17 protein-coding genes are annotated in these 16,444 nt (G+C 72.2%); 8 read left to right on the top strand and 9 right to left on the bottom strand.

Translation table 11 applies throughout. The annotated features are described in order from the left end of the window. Positions 1-148: 148 nt before the first annotated feature. A complete protein-coding gene (locus ACLBWX_RS03110) occupies positions 149-643 on the top strand; it encodes an HD domain-containing protein (protein WP_447675625.1) in 495 nt (164 codons plus the stop codon). 131 nt (positions 644-774) lie between these two features. Here the strand turns inward: ACLBWX_RS03110 and ACLBWX_RS03115 are convergent, their stop codons facing one another. The 4 genes from ACLBWX_RS03115 to ACLBWX_RS03130 all read right to left on the bottom strand — a co-directional run bounded on the left by ACLBWX_RS03115 (position 775) and on the right by ACLBWX_RS03130 (position 2,995). Next, positions 775-1,071, bottom strand: coding sequence for a hypothetical protein (locus ACLBWX_RS03115; RefSeq protein WP_447675626.1), 297 nt, complete (start codon positions 1,069-1,071; stop codon positions 775-777). Between the two features lie 181 nt (positions 1,072-1,252). Further along, complete coding sequence (locus tag ACLBWX_RS03120; protein WP_447675627.1) at positions 1,253-1,426, bottom strand: hypothetical protein; 174 nt, start codon at positions 1,424-1,426, stop codon at positions 1,253-1,255. 157 nt (positions 1,427-1,583) lie between these two features. Beyond that, a complete protein-coding gene (locus ACLBWX_RS03125) occupies positions 1,584-2,243 on the bottom strand; it encodes a 3-oxoacid CoA-transferase subunit B (protein ID WP_447675628.1) in 660 nt (219 codons plus the stop codon). A 23-nt stretch (positions 2,244-2,266) separates the two neighbouring features. After that, positions 2,267-2,995 carry a CoA transferase subunit A gene (locus tag ACLBWX_RS03130; protein WP_447675629.1) on the bottom strand — a complete coding sequence of 243 codons (729 nt, stop codon included), beginning with the start codon at positions 2,993-2,995 and terminating at the stop codon, positions 2,267-2,269. 348 nt (positions 2,996-3,343) lie between these two features. On the opposite strand from ACLBWX_RS03130, the gene ACLBWX_RS03135 reads away from it, so the two are divergent. After that, positions 3,344-5,218, top strand: a complete 1,875-nt coding sequence (locus tag ACLBWX_RS03135) for an AsmA family protein (RefSeq protein ID WP_447675630.1) — start codon at positions 3,344-3,346, stop codon at positions 5,216-5,218. 9 nt (positions 5,219-5,227) lie between these two features. Here ACLBWX_RS03135 and ACLBWX_RS03140 read toward each other — a convergent pair whose 3' ends face one another. The 4 genes from ACLBWX_RS03140 to ACLBWX_RS03155 are packed head-to-tail and all read right to left on the bottom strand — an operon-like array spanning position 5,228 to position 8,673. After that, on the bottom strand, positions 5,228-6,001 hold the full coding sequence (locus ACLBWX_RS03140; RefSeq protein ID WP_447675631.1) for an ABC transporter permease subunit: 774 nt from the start codon (positions 5,999-6,001) through the stop codon (positions 5,228-5,230). After that, positions 5,998-6,885, bottom strand: coding sequence for an ABC transporter permease (locus ACLBWX_RS03145; protein WP_447675632.1), 888 nt, complete (start codon positions 6,883-6,885; stop codon positions 5,998-6,000). Before ACLBWX_RS03145 ends, ACLBWX_RS03140 begins: the two co-directional genes overlap by 4 nt. Then, the gene (locus ACLBWX_RS03150; protein ID WP_447675633.1) at positions 6,882-7,964 is read right to left on the bottom strand and encodes an ABC transporter ATP-binding protein; all 1,083 of its coding nucleotides are present in this window, start codon (positions 7,962-7,964) and stop codon (positions 6,882-6,884) included. The genes ACLBWX_RS03145 and ACLBWX_RS03150 overlap by 4 nt, the downstream gene beginning before the upstream one ends. A 16-nt stretch (positions 7,965-7,980) precedes the next feature. After that, complete coding sequence (locus ACLBWX_RS03155; RefSeq protein ID WP_055952878.1) at positions 7,981-8,673, bottom strand: Crp/Fnr family transcriptional regulator; 693 nt, start codon at positions 8,671-8,673, stop codon at positions 7,981-7,983. Between the two features lie 183 nt (positions 8,674-8,856). On the opposite strand from ACLBWX_RS03155, the gene abc-f reads away from it, so the two are divergent. The 6 genes from abc-f (at position 8,857) to ACLBWX_RS03185 (ending at position 16,196) form a co-directional block, all read left to right on the top strand. Continuing rightward, a complete protein-coding gene (gene abc-f, locus ACLBWX_RS03160) occupies positions 8,857-10,731 on the top strand; it encodes a ribosomal protection-like ABC-F family protein (protein WP_447675634.1) in 1,875 nt (624 codons plus the stop codon). Positions 10,732-11,105: 374 nt separating this feature from the next. Beyond that, on the top strand, positions 11,106-12,086 hold the full coding sequence (locus tag ACLBWX_RS03165) for an alpha/beta fold hydrolase (protein WP_447675635.1): 981 nt from the start codon (positions 11,106-11,108) through the stop codon (positions 12,084-12,086). 70 nt (positions 12,087-12,156) lie between these two features. Continuing rightward, positions 12,157-12,591: a GlcG/HbpS family heme-binding protein gene (locus ACLBWX_RS03170; protein ID WP_447675636.1), complete on the top strand. Its 435-nt coding sequence runs from the start codon at positions 12,157-12,159 to the stop codon at positions 12,589-12,591. Between the two features lie 4 nt (positions 12,592-12,595). Next, complete coding sequence (locus ACLBWX_RS03175) at positions 12,596-14,197, top strand: peptide ABC transporter substrate-binding protein (protein ID WP_447675637.1); 1,602 nt, start codon at positions 12,596-12,598, stop codon at positions 14,195-14,197. Next, on the top strand, positions 14,194-15,117 hold the full coding sequence (locus ACLBWX_RS03180) for an ABC transporter permease (protein WP_447675638.1): 924 nt from the start codon (positions 14,194-14,196) through the stop codon (positions 15,115-15,117). Before ACLBWX_RS03175 ends, ACLBWX_RS03180 begins: the two co-directional genes overlap by 4 nt. 38 nt (positions 15,118-15,155) lie before the next feature. Next, on the top strand, positions 15,156-16,196 hold the full coding sequence (locus ACLBWX_RS03185) for an ABC transporter permease (RefSeq protein ID WP_447675771.1): 1,041 nt from the start codon (positions 15,156-15,158) through the stop codon (positions 16,194-16,196). On the opposite strand, the gene ACLBWX_RS03190 is transcribed toward ACLBWX_RS03185, so the two are convergent. Beyond that, the gene (locus tag ACLBWX_RS03190; protein ID WP_447675639.1) at positions 16,180-16,437 is read right to left on the bottom strand and encodes a hypothetical protein; all 258 of its coding nucleotides are present in this window, start codon (positions 16,435-16,437) and stop codon (positions 16,180-16,182) included. The genes ACLBWX_RS03185 and ACLBWX_RS03190 overlap by 17 nt on opposite strands. Positions 16,438-16,444 lie beyond the last annotated feature (7 nt).

Here is a 16,444-nt window from a genome sequence, read left to right on the forward strand (position 1 = left end):
GGGCAGCTAACGTTACCGGCCGGCGCCGTCCCGTTTCCGGGCCGTCCCGCCCGGCTGCGTCGAAGCGGGTGGTGGCACCAAGGCTTGTGGAGCGCCGGTCGGAATGGTCTATCCGGCCGGCAGACCCGACCCGGGAGGAACGCGCGGCATGGCATCCATCTTCGAGGCCCACAGCTTCGCGATGATCGCGCATGCGGGCCAGATCGATAAGGGCGGTCAACCCTACATCCGCCACCTGGAGCGGGTCGCCAACGCGGCGGTCGGACGGGCCGGCCATGCCAAGTCGGTGGACCGCCTCGCCATCGAGCCGATGGAGGTGATGCAGGCCGCGATCCTGCACGACGTCCTCGAGGACACCCCGACCACGCCGATCGCCCTGCGGGCCGAGGGATTCTCCGAGGCGGTGATCGCCATGGTGATGATGCTGACGAAACCGGCGGAGCGCGGACCCTACGATGCGCGGATCTCGGCCTTGATCGCCAAGGATCATCTCGGGGCGCTGCTGATCAAGCTGTCCGATACCGAGGACAACCTCAGCCCGGATCGTACGCTGCCCGGCGGCGAGGCCCTGCGCGAGCGCTACGCCCTGGCCTTCGGCCGCCTTCGGGAGGCCGCCGGCCGCCTCGGCTATACCGGGGCATAGGCCCGGGCATGAAGAAGCCCCGCAGCATCGGCTGCGGGGCTCTGATCCTGAGAGCGGTCCCCCACTCGATCGGCCGACCCGCCGACGGCGCTCACGCCGGGAGGGTCACGTCGGGAGTCCACTCCGAAGGATCACTTGCCGCTGGGGGCCGCGCCGCTGCCGGTCACGCCGTTGCCGCCGGTGCTGCCGCCCGGCGCGCCGACCGTGGCCGTGCTCGGGCCGCCGGAGGTGCCGGCCGGCGCCATGGTGGAGCCCGTGGCGGCGGGGCCACCCATGCGGTCCATCGATTTCTCGCTGTTGCTCTTCACGCTGGCCGGATTGTTCATGTTGCGCTCGGCCGAACCGGCACCGGTGCCGGTCTGCGCGAAGGCGGAACCCGTGAGGGCCAGGGCGATGGAGCCGGCGAAAGCCACAATCTTGATCGACATGCTGCGTTGTCTCCCAGTTATTGATATCTGGTCGACCAACGCGGAGCCCCGATCGATTGTTCAAATTCTTCGGGGAATACGATCCGGCCGGCCGTGTCTCTCCGGTTCAGCCAAGCGTGACTGGCGATGACGTCGGCCGCATCCGTGCAGGGCCGGCCTCCCGACCGGCCCCGCGTGGCGCTCAGGCGTCGCTCTCGGCGCGGTCGGTGTTCTGCTCGTCCTCGTCGAAGGTGTAGCCCTCGAGCCAATCCGCGCTGTTCTGCGAACCGGCCGGATAGGGATTGGCGGAATCCGGCTCGCCGGCCTGCTTGGCCGCGCGGCCTTCCTCCATCACCTGCTTCGATGTCACTGCCATGTCGTTCGCTCCCGTGAGGACCCGCGCCTTACGGTAGGGCGGAGCCCGGCGGCGGGGACCCTCGCGGCTGTAAAAACCCGCCGCGGCCGGAGCCGGGCGGGTCTCAGCGTCGTCGAACGCGGGGCGCCGGAGGATAGGCTCCGCGCGGCGGCGATCCTCAGGCGAGCTGCGTGGTGAAGCGGGCCGTGGTCTTGGCGCGGATCTCGTCCTCGGTCACGCCCTCGGCGAGCTCGACCAGAATCATGCCGTCCTCGCCCTTCTTGTCGATGGTGAAGACGCCGAGGTCGGTGATGACCATGTCGACCACGTGGGTGCCGGTGAGCGGCAGGTCGCATTCGGCCAGCAGCTTGGGGCTCTCCGAGCCGTCCTTGCCCTTGGCGGTGTGCTCCATCACCACCACCACCTTCTTGACGCCGGCCACGAGGTCCATGGCGCCGCCCATGCCCTTCACCATCTTGCCCGGGATCATCCAGTTGGCGAGATCCCCGTTCTCGGCCACCTGCATGGCGCCGAGGATCGACAGGTTGATGTGCCCGCCGCGGATCATCCCGAAGGACTCGGCCGAGGAGAAGTAGGAGGTCGTGGGCAGCGCGGTGATCGTCTGCTTGCCGGCGTTGATCAGGTCGGCATCCTCCTCGCCCTCGTAGGGGAAGGGTCCCATGCCGAGCATGCCGTTCTCGGATTGCAGCTGCACCGACATCCCTTCCGGGATGAAATTCGAGACGAGGGTCGGGATGCCGATGCCGAGGTTCACGTAGAAGCCGTCCTGCAGCTCCTTCGCGGCGCGCTCGGCCATCTGTTCGCGGGTCCAGGCCATGATGGTTCTCCTTAGCTCGGCTCTCAGACGGCGGCAGCGGGCACGGCGGGCTCGCCGCGCTTGCGGGTGGTGCGCTGCTCGATGCGCTTCTCGCGCTCCGGCACGTGGACGATGCGCTTCACGAAGATGCCGGGGGTGATGATGGTGTCGGGATCGATCTCGCCGGGCTGCACGAGGTGCTCGACCTGCGCCACCGTGATCGCGGCGGCGGTGGCCATCATCGGATTGAAGTTCCGCGCCGTCTTCCGGTAGATCAGGTTGCCCTCGGTGTCGCCCTTCCAGGCATGGACGATGGCGAGGTCCGCGAAGAGGCCGCGCTCCATCACGTACGCCTCGCCGTCGAATTCCCGCACGTCCTTGCCTTCGGCGATCAGGGTGCCGACGCCGGTCTTGGTGTAGAAGGCGGGAATGCCGGCGCCGCCGGCGCGGATGCGCTCGGCCAGGGTGCCCTGCGGGTTGAACTCGATGGCCAGTTCGCCGCCGAGGTACTGCCGGGCGAATTCCTTGTTCTCGCCCACATAGGACGAGATCATCTTGGCGACCTGGCGGGTCTCGAGGAGCTTGCCGAGACCGACGCCGTCGATGCCGGCATTGTTCGACACCACGGTGAGGCCCTTCACGCCCGACGCGCGGATCGCCTCGATCAGGGCGTCGGGAATCCCGCAGAGGCCGAAGCCGCCGCACATGATCATCATGTCGTCCTTCAGCACGCCGGCCAGCGCCGCCGTGGCGTCGGGATAAACCTTCTTCATGGATGCCCTCCTGTCTGGTTCTGTTCTTGGTCGGCGCGACCGTCACGCGAAAGCGGCGTCCTGCCAAGCCCTTGTCGCGATGCGGCCGTTACATTTTGCACTGCGCGGCACAGCCAGCGCCCGGCGTCCGTGGACCGCACCCGCCGCGGCCGGCGCGAGCGATCCGCCGCGCTCGGCCGTGGATGGCTCGGGGTGCACGCAAGGGGCCGGGGAGACAAGCCGGGCGCCGAGGCCTATCAGGGATGGGTCGCCGGTTCTCCCGCGCGTCGCGGCCGCCGTGGCCCGACGCGCCCATCCCATCGTCGATCGCGCGCTCCGCCGCGTGTCCCTCCCGCCGAATGGAGTGGAATGCCGCTGCGCCGCCTCCTCTCGCTCCTGAGCCTCGGGGCCTTCGTCGCCGCCGTCTGGGCGGCCTGCCTGCCCTGGTCGGTCGCGACGCCGCGCCTGCGGAGCGCCGTCGCGCGCGAACTCGCCAGTGCCTACGGGCTGGCCATGACCGCCGAGGGAGCGACCGAGATCACGCTGCTGCCGCTGCCCCGCCTCGGCTTCCGCGCGGTCAGGCTGAATGCGGGAAGCAGGGACGGACCGATCCTGGCGGAGGGCGGCGCGCTCTCGCTCCAGCTCAGCCTGATCGCCCTGCTGACCGGACGCATCGACGTGAACGCGCTGGGCCTCGACGGCGCGACCCTGCATCTGCCTTCGGGCGAGGACGACACCCGCTGGGCCGAGCCGGTCCGGCTCCTCAACGCCCGGCTCGGCGCCGACGGCGCCTCGCATCCGCGCCGCATCACCCTGTCGCGGGCCACCGCCACGGGCCTCGACCCGCGCGACGGCTCGCCCCAGACCGCGCGCGACCTCGACCTGACCCTGTCCTGGCCGCTCTGGAGCGCCCAGGCCGAGATCTTCGGCAGCTTCCAGTGGAGCGCCATGCCGACGCGGTTCGCGGTCTCGGGGCTGCGGGTGGCCGATCTCCTCGACGGCGGCACCACGCCGTTCTCCCTCAGCGCGAGCTGGTCCGGCGGGACCCTGACCGCCGAGGGCAGCGGCCTGGTCCGGGCCGAGGGGCTGACGCTCACCGGGCTCGGCCAGTTCGATACCCGCTCCCTGCCCGAGACCCTGGCCTGGGCCGGGGGAAGCGTCGCCCTGTCGCCCTTCGTCGGTCCGTTCGGGATGACCGGCAATTTCGAGATGAACGGGCGCCAGCTCCTGCTGCCCAACGTCCGGGTGGCCTTCGGCGACAACCGGCTCGAGGGGGCGGGCGCCGTCTCGTTCGGGCAGGACCGCCCGGCCGTCCAGGCGACCCTGGCGGCCGAGACACTGAACCTCGCCCCCATGCTGGCGGACGTGCTGAAAAGCTTCGGGGTCACGCCCGCTCCGGCCGGCGCTCCGGACTGGCGCACGCGCGACATCGCCCTCGCCCCCTACACCGGCGGCGACCTCGACCTGCGGATCTCGGCGGGCGTGGTCCGGTTCGGCCCGATCCTGGCCGAGGATCTCGCCGCCAGCGTTCTCGTCCGGGACGGCAACATCGAGGCGTCCCTGAACCGCGCCGCCCTGGGCGGCGGCACCCTGAAGGGCCGCCTCGCCCTCGCCTCGTCGGCGCGGGACGCCTCCGTGACCGAGGCCAAGGTCCAGGGCGCCTTCGACCGGCTCGACCTCGCGGTGCTTCCCGCGGAACTGCGGCCGGAGACCTGGGTCCTCGGCGGCGCGCAGGGGCAGTTCCAGGCCGAGGGGACCGGGGCCGACCTGCACGGGTTCCTCCGGCACCTCGACGGACACGCGGTGATGACGGTCGATGGCGGGACTCTCCTCGGCATCGACCTCGCCGAGGCCGCCCTGCGCAGCCGCATGCCGGCCCCGCGGGTCGGACGCACCCCCTTCGAGCGCGCGACCCTGAGCCTGCGCTTCCGCGACGGCATCGGCGAGATCACCGAGGGTGCCATGGAGGGCACCATCCTCGCCGCCTCCCTGCGCGGGACCGTGTCGCTGCCGGACCGTCGCTGCGACACCCTCGCGGAGGTCGTCGCGCGGGGCTCGGCCTCGGACCGGCGGTTTCCGATGCGCTTCCTGATCGCAGGCCCGTTCGACGGCCTCGACGTGCGCAGCCTCGCCCCCGACGCCGCCCCGGACCTGCGCGGCGGCTGGGTCACGCCCGCCAATCCCTCGCGCCTGCCGGCCGCCGGGCTGGCCCTTCCCGCCGGGGTCCGCGCCTACGCGCCGTGACCCGGAGGTTCAGGCCACGCTTTTCCGCCCGGTCAGCCACGAGGCGGTGAGCACGAGGGCGGTGACGGTTCCGACGAGGAGCGTCGAGGCGGCGTTGATCTCCGGGTTCACCCCGAGCCGAACCTGGCTGTAGAGCCGCATGGGCAGGGTTGTGGCGCCCGGGCCGGAGACGAAGCTCGCGATGACGAGGTCGTCGAGGGACAGGGTGAAGGCGAGGAGGAAGGCCGCCGCCAGGGACGGGGCGATCAGCGGCAGCGTGACGGTGGCGAAGACCCGGCCCGGATGCGCGCCGAGATCGGCCGCCGCCTCCTCCAGCGACCGGTCGAGCCCGCGCAGGCGCGCCCCGACGATCACGGCGACGAATCCGAGCCCGAGGGTCGCGTGCGCGACGACGAGGGTGAGGAGGCCGCGATCGAGGCCGAAGCCGACGAAGAGCAGCAGCAGCGACAGGCCGGTGATCACCTCCGGCATCACCAGCGGCGCGTAGACCAGCCCGGTGAAGGCCCGTCGGCCGGCGAAGCGCCCGCCCCGGTCGAGGGCCAGGGCCGCGAGCGTCCCGAAGACCGTCGCGAGCGCGGCCGAGGCCAGCGCCACCACGAGGGAGATTCCGGCCGCCTCGCGCAAGGGGACGTCGGCGACGAGCACCCCGTACCAGCGGGTCGAGAACCCGCCCCACACCGTGACCAGGGCGGAGGCGTTGAAGGAATAGACAACCAGGATCACGATCGGCGCGTAGAGGAAGCCGAGCCCGAGGATCAGGGCGAGGCGGTCGAGCGCCCTCACCGGCCGGCCTCGCGCGCGCGCGGCTCGTCGTCGCGAAACAGGATCAGCGGGCCGACCACCAGGACGAGGACGAGGATCGCCACGGCCGAGGCGAGCGGCCAGTCGCGGTTGGAGAAGAACTCGCTCCACAGCACGCGCCCGAGCATCAGCGTGTCCGAGCCGCCGAGCAGGTCCGGGATGATGAACTCGCCCACCATCGGCACGAAGCAGAGCAGCGCCCCGGCGCTCAGCCCCGGCCGCGCCAGCGGCAGGGTCACGCTCCAGAATACCCGCACGGGCCCGGCGCCGAGATCGGCCGCCGCCTCGGGCAGGCGCGGGTCGAGCTTGGCCATCACCGCGTAGAGCGGCAGCACCATGAAGGGCAGGTAGGCGTAGGTCAGCCCGATCAGCACCGCCCCTTGGGTGTTCAAAATCTCCAGGGGCCGCGAAATCAGCCCGAGCTTGATCAGCCCGGCGCTGAGCAGGCCCTCGGGCTTCAGGATCGCGATCCAGGCGTAGATGCGGATCAGGAAGCTCGTCCAGAACGGCACGATCAGGAGCGCCACGAGGAGCGGCTGCCAGCGCTCCGGGGCGCGGGCCATCGCCAGGGCGATCGGGGTGCCGATCAGGGCCAGGATCGCGGTGGCGACGGCCGCGAGGGTCACGGAGGACAGGGCGGCGTCGCGGTAGAGGGCGTCGCCCGCCAGCGTCTCGAAATTCGTGAAGTCGAGGGCTTCGAGGAAGCTGCCCCAGCCCTCGATCCCCCCGCTCCAGTCGAGCACGGGCAGGTAGGGCGGCTGCGCGGTGGCCGGCGTCGACAGGCTGATCTTCAGGGTCAGGATCACCGGCAGCAGCACGAAGGCCGCGAGCCAGAGGGCGGGCGGGACCGGAAGCAGGCGCTTCATGCGCACGCCTCCGCCGGCATCAGCCAGGCCCGCTCCGGCGGATAGGACAGGTGCACCGTCTCTCCGACGGCGGGGCATTCCGGCTCCGTGGGCGCGCTCACCCGCCAGACCGTCCCGTCCGCGAGGCGGACCTGGATCCGGATCCGGTCGCCGAGAAAGGTCGTCTCGATCACCTGGCCGGCGAGATCGGGGCCGTCCCCGGAGGGAGCGCGGGCCAGCGCGATGCGCTCGGGCCGCAGGGCGATGATCCCCTCGCCCTCGGCGGCGCCGCCGGCGCGCAGGGGGCCGAGGGCGGTGTCGAGGCCGGCGAGGCCGCCCTGGCCGCGCGCCAGCACCCGGCCGGGGATCAGGTTCACGTCGCCGAGGAGCCCGGCGACGAAGCGGTTGGCCGGGCGCTCGTACAGGCTCGCCCCGTCGCCGATCTGCACGAGGCGGCCGCGATCCATCACCCCGATGCGGTCGGCCAGCGCCAGGGCCTCGGCCGGATCGTGGGTGACGACGACGAAGCCCGTGCCGAGGCGCCGCTGCAGGGCGCGCAACTCCCCCTGCGTCTCCTCGCGCAGGGCGCGGTCGAGGGCGCCGAGCGGCTCGTCGAGGAGAAGCACCTGCGGCGCGCGCGCGAGGGCCCGGGCCAGGGCGACCCGCTGCCGCTGCCCGCCCGACAGGGTGTCGGGCCTGCGCGGGCCGAATCCGTCGAGCCGCACCAGGCGCAGGAGTTCGTCCACCCGCGCCCGGCGCGCCGCCCGCCCGAGCCCGGAGAGGCCGTAGGCGATGTTGGCGGCCACGCTCATGTGCGGGAACAGGGCGTAGGACTGGAACATCATGTTGACCGGCCGGCGATGCGGCGGATCGGCGGTGATGTCCGCACCGTCGAGGCGGATCGTGCCGGCGCTCGGGGTCTCGAACCCGGCGATCAGGCGCAGCAGCGTGCTCTTGCCGCAGCCCGAAGGCCCGAGCAGGCAGACGAACTCGCCGGGCTGCAGGGTGAGGTCGAGGTCGGCCACCGCCTCATGCGCGCCGAAGCGTTTGCCGAGGCCGGCGCAGGTGAGCAGGCCGGCGGGGTCGGACGTCGACGCCATCGCGGGTGCCGGGATCTCAGCTGTCCTCGCGCAAGGCTTCCGCGACGCGGGCCTCGAGGAGGTCGGGCCGGCGGATCACCAGGGCGCCGCGGGTCCGGTCGATCAGGCCGTCGGCGGCCATCACGGTGAATTCCCGCGTCACCTGCTCGCGGCGGCAGCCGATGCGGGCGGCGAGCACGTGATGGTAGGGCGGCGGGGTCACCACCCGCTCGCCGTCGCCCCCGGCGCGGGGCACCGAGAGGCGCAGCAGCTCGGCGTAGAGGCGGTGGCGCAGGTCGAGGAGCGCGTGCTCCATCAGGCGGGTGTTCAGTTCGCGCACGCGCTTGGCGAGCAGCCGGAACAGCCGGTCGGCGATGGCCTCGGAGGCGAAGATGATCTGCCGGAACACGGGCGCGGGCACGACGCAGACCTCGCCGCGGGTCAGCGCGGTGACGTTCGCCGAGCGGCCGATGCCGTCGAGGGCCGCGAGTTCGCCGAAGAAGGCGCCGCCGCGCATCTCGCCCAGGATCACTTCCTTGCCCGATTGCGAGCGGTTGAGGATGCGCACCTCGCCGGATGCCAGGAAGTAGACGTCGGTGGAGACGTCGTCGTAATCGACCAGCACCTCGTTCTCGTCGAAGCGACGCCAGTGGCAGCGCGTCTCGTAGACGGACAGCTCGATTCCCGGTTCCTTGAAGAACGGGATGGTCGTCAGCCGTCCTGTGGTCACGCGTCCTGCCCCCTTCGCAAATCGATGCTGATCGATACGCCGTGCAATTCCTGGGTCAAGCGTTCCCGATCGCTCGCCCGCCGATAGGCGTGGATGCGAAGTCCACGCCAACGTCCCGCCCCGGTGGCGAGCCCGCGCCCGGGGCCGCTTGCCAGTGAGGCGCCGACCCCGCAAAAGCGCGCCATGCTCCGCGTCAACGATCTCACCTACCGCATCGGCGAGCGCCTGATCCTCGACGGCGCCACCTTCGTCATCCCGGACCGCGCCCGCGTCGGGCTCGTCGGGCGCAACGGCGCCGGCAAGACCACCCTGTTCAAGGCGATCCTCGGCGAGCTGCCCACCGAGGGCGGCACGGTGTCGATGCCCAAGGGCATGCGCATCGGCGCGGTGGCCCAGGAGGCACCGGCCGGACCCGAGACCCTGCACGCGGTGGTGCTGGCCGCCGACACCGAGCGCGCCCGGCTCATGGCGGAGGCGGAAGCCGCCGACGGCCTGCGCCGCGCCGAGATCGAGACCCGGCTCGTGGACATCGAGGCGCATTCCGCCCCGGCCCGCGCGGCGGCGATCCTGCACGGCCTCGGCTTCGACGCCGAGGCGCAGGGCCGCCCCTGCGCGGACTTCTCCGGCGGCTGGCGGATGCGCGTGGCGCTCGCAGCGGTGCTGTTCTCCGAGCCCGACCTGCTGCTGCTCGACGAGCCGACCAACTACCTCGACATTGAGGGGACGATCTGGCTCTACGACTACCTGGAGCGCTATCCCCGCACGGCCGTGATCATCAGCCATGACCGCGACCTCCTCGACGAGTGCGTCGATCACATCCTGCACCTCGATCGGGGCAAGCTCAGCATCTACAAGGGCGGCTACACGAGCTTCGCCCGGCAGGTGGCCGAGAAGCGCGTGCTCCAGGCCAAGGCGAAGCAGAAGCAGGATGCCGAGCGGGCGCATCTCCAGAGCTTCGTCGACCGCTTCAAGGCCAAGGCGACCAAGGCGCGCCAGGCCCAGTCCCGCGTCAAGCGCCTCGCCAAGATGGAGATCATCGCCTCGGTGATCGAGGACGACGTGCCGGCCTTCCGCCTGCCGAGCCCGGAGCGGCCGCTCTCGCCGCCCATCGTCGCCATGGAGCGGGTCCAGGCCGGCTACCCGGACCGGATCGTCCTCTCGGGCCTGAACCTCAGTCTCGCCCCCGACGACCGGGTCGCCCTGCTCGGCGCCAACGGCAACGGCAAGTCGACCTTCTGCAAGCTCATCGGCGGGCGCCTCGCGCCCTTGAGTGGCGAGATGCGGCGCTCGGGGAAAATGGAGGTGGCCTACTTCGCCCAGCACCAGCTCGACGAGCTGCGCCCGGCCGAGAGCGCCTACGCCCATGTCCGTGACCTGATGCCGGACGTCCCCGAATCGAAGGCCCGCGCGGCGGCCGCCCGCCTCGGCTTCTCCGGCACGAAGTCGGAGACGCCCGTGTCGCAGCTCTCCGGCGGCGAGAAGGCGCGCCTGCTGATGGGGCTCGCGGCCTTCCGCGGTCCACATCTGCTCATTCTCGACGAGCCGACCAACCACCTCGACATCGAGAGCCGCCAGGCTCTGGTGGAGGCGATCAACGACTACGAGGGCGCCGTCATCCTGGTGAGCCACGACCGCTTCCTGGTGGAGGCCTGCGCCGACCGGCTCTGGCTCGTCTCGAACGGCAGCGTGAAGGCCTTCGACGGCGACATGGACGATTACCGCCGCTACGTCCTGGCCGGGCCGGAGCGCGAGGCCGAGAAGGCCTCGCCCGAATCGACCGGCGGCGCCAAGGCGGTGGAGCGGCGCTCCAACGCCGACCGCCGCGTCGCCCTCGCCCCCCTGCGCAAGAAGCTCGAGGGCGTCGAGGCGCGGATGAAGAAGCTCACCGACGCCATGGCCAAGATCGACGCGGCGCTCGCCGACGGCACCGCCTTCCAGGCGAACCCGGCCAAGGCCGGCGAAATCGCCAAGATGCGGTCCGACGCCGCCGCGGCCCTGGAGGCGGCCGAAGAGGAGTGGCTCGAACTCAGCGGCGAGATCGAGGGCGCCACGGCCTGAGCGCGGTCGCGCCGCTCTTCGTGGTCGAGCGATGCTCCACCAGAAGGCCCCACCGTCGAAGATCAGCGCGCTGCACCACGTCATCCCGGGGGCGCGCAGCGGAACCCGGGATCCGGGAACGCAGGTGGTGCAAGGTCTCACACTGTCGGCGGCTCTGGATTCCGGGTCCGCCTGCGGCGCCCCGGAATGACGGTGCGGTGGCGGCTGCCTCTCCGGTGATCGGGCCTACGAACGCATCCCATCTCGCCTGGTCGAGGGGCACCCGACCACCCCCACACCCGACCTTTCCCCGCAAGGGGGCGCGGAACGGGTCCTGGAAACCTCCCCCGCCCCGGGGCGTTTCCGACCGCGCGCAACCCGAGGAAACCACGACGATGCCCCATCGATCCCGCCGGCTCGGAGCCCTGCTGGCGCTGCTGCCGCTCGGCGCCGCCGGGGCCTGGATCGCCTACAGCCGCCTCGGCATCGACCATCATCGCCGGATGCCGCCCGCCCTCCCCGGCCGGCAGGCCTGCCTGGGAAGCGAGGCCGGCGGGCTGTCCTACTACGCGAGCGGACCGGAGGCGGGCGTGCCGCTCCTGCTGATCCACTCCGTCAACGCGGCGGCCAACGCCTACGAGGTCCGGCCGCTCTATCTGCATTATGCGGCGCAGCGCCCGGTCTACGCCCTCGACCTGCCGGGCTTCGGCTTCTCCGAGCGCAGCGACCGGATCTACACGCCGGAGCTGATGACGGCGGCGATCCGCGCCATGACGGAGGAGATCCGGCACCGGCACGGGGGCGCTCCCATCGACGCGGTGGCGCTCTCCCTGTCGGCCGAATTCCTGGCCCGGGCCGCCCTGGAACGGCCGGGCGACTATCGCAGCCTCGGCCTGATCAGCCCGACCGGATTCGACAAGCGCTACGAGCGCCAGAACCCGTCGGGCAGCGACACGGCGCGCGCGGTGGCGGCCTATCCCCTCTGGGGACGGGCGCTGTTCGACCTTCTCGTCAGCCGTCCGAGCATGCGCTTCTTCCTGGAGAAGACCTGGGGCTCGCGCACCATCGACGAGGGACTTCTCGAATACGACCAGATCGCGGCCCACCAGCCCGGCGCGGAATTCGCGCCGTTCTCGTTCCTGGCCGGACACCTGTTCGCAACCGAGACGGGCCGTGTCTATCCCCGCCTCGACCGCCCGGTCTGGATGATCCACGGCACCCGGGGCGACTTCGTCGACTACCGCCACGCCGACCGCTTCCGCGGCGACCCGGGCTGGACCATCGACGTGCTCGAGAGCGGCGCCTTCCCGCACTTCGAGCGTCTGCCCGAGGTCGCCGCCCGGTACGACGCCTTCCTGGCGCGGCTGGTGCGCTGAGCCCCTGGTCGCCCGCACCGCGCCGGGTTAGTCGAGGGGCACGCCCGCTCGATGAAAACCCGGAGCTCCGATGTCCGACCTCACCCTCGCCGCCGCGCAGACCATCGTCGCCACCGCCCTGGAGACCGCCCGCGCCCACAAGCTCAAGCCCCTGGCGGTGGTGGTCTACGATGCGCGCGGCGCCCTGAAGGCCCTGGGCGCCGAGGACGGGACGTCCCTGCGCCGGGCGGAGGTGGCGATGGGCAAGGCCAATGGCTGCCTCGCCCTCGGCCTCGGCGGCCGGGCGCTCCACAAGCGCGCCGAGGAGCAGGCCTACTTCGTCGCCGCCGTCAGCCATCTCGTCGGCCCCGCCGCCCTGGTGCCGGTGCCGGGCGGGGTGCTCATCCGCCAGGGCGAGGCCGTGATCGGCGCGGTCGGCATCTCGGGCGACACCTCGGACAACGACGAGCTCTGCGCGGTGGCGGGCATCGAGGCGGCGGGGCTCACCGCGCAGACCGGCGCTTGAGGCGATGCTGCGACCGCATCGGCGGCATTGGCTCGTCGGCGGTGCGGCGCTCCTGGCCGCCGGCGGCGGCCGGGCCGCGGCGGCGCCGGGCGATCTCTACCGGCGCGGCAACGATGCGGACCCCGAGACCCTCGACCCGCACAAATCCTCGACGGTGGCCGAGGCGCATATCCTGCGCGATCTCTACGAGGGCCTGCTCACCTACGACAATCACGGCGCGATCATCCCGGGGGCGGCCACCGCCTGGACCCTGTCCGAGGACGGGCTGACCTACGATTTCTCGCTGCGTGCCGACGGGCGCTGGTCGAACGGCGACCCGGTCGTGGCCTCCGACTTCGTCTTCGCCCTCCGGCGCATCCTGGCGCCCGTCACGGCGGCGAAGTACGCCGAAGTCCTGTTTCCCCTGAGGAACGCCCGCGCGGTCAATCAGGGCGCGCTGCCGCCCGAGGCGCTGGGGGTCGCGGCCCCGGAGGAGCGGCGCCTGGTGCTGAGCCTGGAGCAGCCGACGCCGTACCTGCTCGAACTCCTGACGCACCAGACCTCCCTGCCCGTGCATCCGCCCTCCCTGGCCCGCCACGGCGACGCCTTCGCGCGCCCCGGCAACAGCGTGACCAACGGCCCCTACCGCTTGGCGGAGGTGGTGCCGAACGACCGCATCACCCTGGAGCGCAACCCGCATTTCCATGCCGCCGCCGAGGTGGCGATCCCGCGCGTCGCCTTCCTGCCGACGCCGGACCTGTCGAGCGCGGTCCGGCGCTACGCGGCCGGCGAGATCGATTCCCTCGCCGACCTGCCCGGCGACCAGATCGCCTCGCTCAAGGCGCGCTTCGGGACCCAGGTGGTGCTCGGCCCCGCCCTCGGCCTCTACGCGCTCGCGGTGAACACCCGCAAGGCGCCCTTCGACGACCTGCGGGTGCGGCGCGCGCTCTCCCTGGTCATCGACCGCGAGTTCCTGGCCCAGAAACTCTGGGGCGAGACCATGGTGCCGGCCTACGCGCTCTGCCCGCCCGGCCTCGACCATTACCGCGCCCCGCCCGAGACCGCCGGGCGCGACGCCCTGCCGATCGACCGCGAGGACGAGGCCCGGGCGCTGCTGGCCGCGGCTGGCTTCGGCGAGGGCCGGCGGCCCCTGCGGCTCGAATATCGCTTCAACGCCAGCGACAACAACCGCAACACCGCGCTCGCCATCGCCGACATGTGGCGCGGCCTCGGGGTCGAGACCCGCTTCGTCTATACGGATGCCAAGACCCACTTCGCCTACCTGCGCGACGGCGGCGACTTCGACCTGGCGCGCATGTCCTGGATCGCCGACTACTCGGACCCGCAGAACTTCCTGTTCCTGCTGGAGAGCAGCAACGAGGGTATGAACCCCGGCCGCTACGCCAACCCCGCCTACGACGCCCTGATGCGCCGGGCGGCGGCCGAGCGCGACATCGCCCGGCGGGCCGACCTCCTGCACGCGGCCGAGACCATCGTGGTCACCGAGCTGCCCTGGATTCCGGTGATGCACACCCGCTCGAAGGCCCTGATCGCGCCGCGCCTCTCCGGCTACCACCCGAACCTGCGCAACGCCGCCCCGACGCGCTTCCTGAGGCTGACCGCGTGATCGGCTTCGTCCTGCGCCGCCTTCTCCAGGCGATCCCGACCCTGTTCGCCGTGGTGACCCTGAGTTTCTTCCTGATCCGGCTCGCCCCCGGCGGCCCCTTCGATCTGGAGCGGCCCCTGCCGCCGGCCGCCATGGCGAACCTCGCCCGGGTCTACGGCCTCGACCAGCCGTTGGTCGTCCAGTACGGGCGCTACCTCGGCGCCCTCCTCACCGGCGATTTCGGGCCGTCCTTCTCCTTTCGCGACCTCACCGTCGGCGACCTGTTCGCCCGCGGCCTGCCGGTCTCGATGACGCTCGGCGCCCTCGCCCTGGCGCTCGCCCTCGGGCTCGGCATCGGCCTCGGCGCGCTGGCGGCCTACCGCCGGGGCGGTGCCGTCGACCGCCTCGTCAGCCTCACCGCGGGCCTGACGCTGGCGGTGCCGACCTTCGTGGTCGCGCCGCTGCTCCAGATCGTCTTCGGCCTGAGCTTGCGCTGGCTGCCGGTGGGCGGCTGGGAGAGCGGCGCGCCGGCGAACCTTGTGCTTCCGGTACTCACCCTGGCCCTGCCCCAGGTCGGGGCGCTGGCCCGGCTCACCCGCGCCTCCCTGGGCGAAGTGCTGGCCGCCCAGCCGGTCCGCACCCAGCGCGCCATGGGCCTGCCGCCCCGCCGCATCGCCCGCCACGCCCTGCGCGGGGCGCTGCTGCCCGTGGTGGCGATCCTCGGGCCGACGGCAGCCGGCCTGCTCACCGGATCGGTGGTGGTCGAGACCATCTTCGGCCTGCCCGGCATCGGCCGCTACTTCGTCGATGGGGCGCTGAACCGCGACTACACCCTGGTGATGGGCACCGTCGTGCTGGTGGCGCTCTTCGTGATCGCCCTCAACCTCGTGGCCGACCTCCTCTCGGGTCTCCTCGACCCGCGCCTGCGGGCGGCCCGGTGAGGCGTGCCCTCGGGCGGCTGACCCGCAACCGGGGCGCCATGGCGGCCCTGGTCGTCCTGTCCCTCGTCGCCCTCGCCTGCCTCGTCGGGCCGGGCCTCACCGGGCACGATCCGGGCCGGACCTACCCCGACCTCGTGCGCACCGCGCCCTCGCTCCAGGCCCATCCGCGGCCCGAGGCGATCGCCCCGGCGGTGGAGCGTCTCGCCTTCCGGATGCGGGTGACGGCCGAGGACGTCCGGGTCGCGGACGGGCGGCTGCACGTCACCCTATCGGCACCGGACCCGATCAACGAACGGGCGCTGAGCTACCTGCCGCGCTCGGACCTGTTCGGCCCCGCCACGATCGTCTCGCGGGCGGAGGACGGGCGCCGCCTCGTCGTCGCGGCGCCGGTGCGGCGGCTGTATTTTCCCCTCGGCACCGACGTGCTCGGGCGCGACCTCCTCAGCCGCAGCCTCGTCGCCGGCCGGATCTCCCTCCTGATCGGCCTCGTCGCCACCGGCGTCGCGATGCTCATCGGGGTCACCTACGGAGCGGTCGCGGGCTATGCCGGCGGCCGGGTCGACGCGGCGATGATGCGTCTCGTCGACGTGCTCTACGCCCTGCCCTTCGTGTTCTTCGTCATCATGCTGCTGGTGTTCTTCCGCGCCGGGCTCGGGCTGATCCTCATCGCCATCGGGGCGGTCGAATGGCTCGACATGGCCCGGATCACCCGGGCGCAGACCCTGTCCCTGCGCAACCGCGACTTCGTGCGGGCCGCCGAGGCGCTGGGCCTCTCCGCCGCCGCGATCCTGCGCCGTCACATCGTGCCCAACACCCTGGGGCCGGTCACGGTGGCGGCGACCCTGCTGGTGCCGCGGGTGATCCTCCTGGAGAGCTTCCTCTCCTTCCTGGGCCTCGGCGTGCAGGAGCCGTCCACGAGCTGGGGCGCCCTGATCGCGGAGGGCTCGCGCGCCATCGAATCCGCGCCCTGGATGCTCGCCGCTCCGGCCGGGTTCCTCGTCGCCGCCCTGGTGGCGTTGAACGTGCTGGGCGACGGCCTCGCCGATGCCCTCGACCCGCGCCTCAGCGCGGACCGGTGAGGCCCGGATAGACCACGCGGACCACGCGCCGCTCCTCCGGGATCTCCGAGACCGGCCGGCCCTTCGCGTCGCGCGCGGGCATGGCCTCCGCCGCCGCCACGTCGCTCGGGCGCAGGCGCCAGGGATCGAGGGTGTGGGCGGCCGCGCCGCGCCCGGCCTCGGACGCCGCGGCGGGCAGGAGTCCGAGGGCCGTGAGGACGAGGAGAAGGGCGGAGGGAACGGGAAAGTGAAGGCGTGGCATCGCTGAG

The sequence above is a fragment of the Methylobacterium sp. M6A4_1b genome (genome assembly GCF_053345175.1).